The organism is Mycobacterium timonense (assembly GCF_025821985.1).
GTDB lineage: Bacteria > Actinomycetota > Actinomycetes > Mycobacteriales > Mycobacteriaceae > Mycobacterium > Mycobacterium avium.
Window position 1 is genome coordinate 1 of record NZ_JACKSY010000043.1, and the last position, 577, is coordinate 577.

Consider the following 577-nt stretch of genomic DNA (forward strand, 5'->3'; position numbering starts at 1 on the left):
GCCGATGTGACGTACTGCAGCGCAGTGCTCGGCCGATGAGCCGACATCAACTGCGCGGTCGGCCAGGCGATGCGCGGTGTGGTCGTCACAGCCGCTCTGGTCCTGCCTGAGCTAGCGACTTTTAATCCGCAGGTCCTAGGTTCGGGAGTCCTAGTGGGGGCAGACCGGCACGGGCCTGCTCCTCCCAGCCCTGGGAGGAGGCCGCAAAGGCAAGCACACGCGGCGCAAGCGGGCTCAGGTTCAAGCACATGTTCCGGCGCGTGAAGCCCGAGCCGTTCTGCAACGCACGCTGTCCCTGTTTGCGGGATGCAGTTAGTGGAAGGCCTATTTGTTCTGGCTTGTTTGTTGAGTCTTCAGCCGCATATCGGCGGCTTGGCGCTTCTTTCGCTGCTCATCCTGCTTTGCGCGCTGCTTTTTCTGATCCTCCGCATAGCGGACTTCGCTCACTGGCTGCTGAAGGGGCGACTGAGGCGGCTGGTCGATGGGCACTTTGTCTCCAAAAATTCGCGTGGCGGCTAGCCCGTTCAAGCGTACAGCGCACGAGGCCCGCGGACACAAAATCCGAGACCTTCGCCAT

General features: G+C 62.0%; 1 protein-coding gene. It reads right to left on the reverse strand.

All coding sequences use genetic code 11. From position 1 onward, the window contains the following. Window positions 1–324 precede the first annotated feature (324 nt). Window positions 325–489: a hypothetical protein gene (locus H7I87_RS12575; protein ID WP_163648848.1), complete on the reverse strand. Its 165-nt coding sequence runs from the start codon at window positions 487–489 to the stop codon at window positions 325–327. Window positions 490–577: the final 88 nt, after the last annotated feature.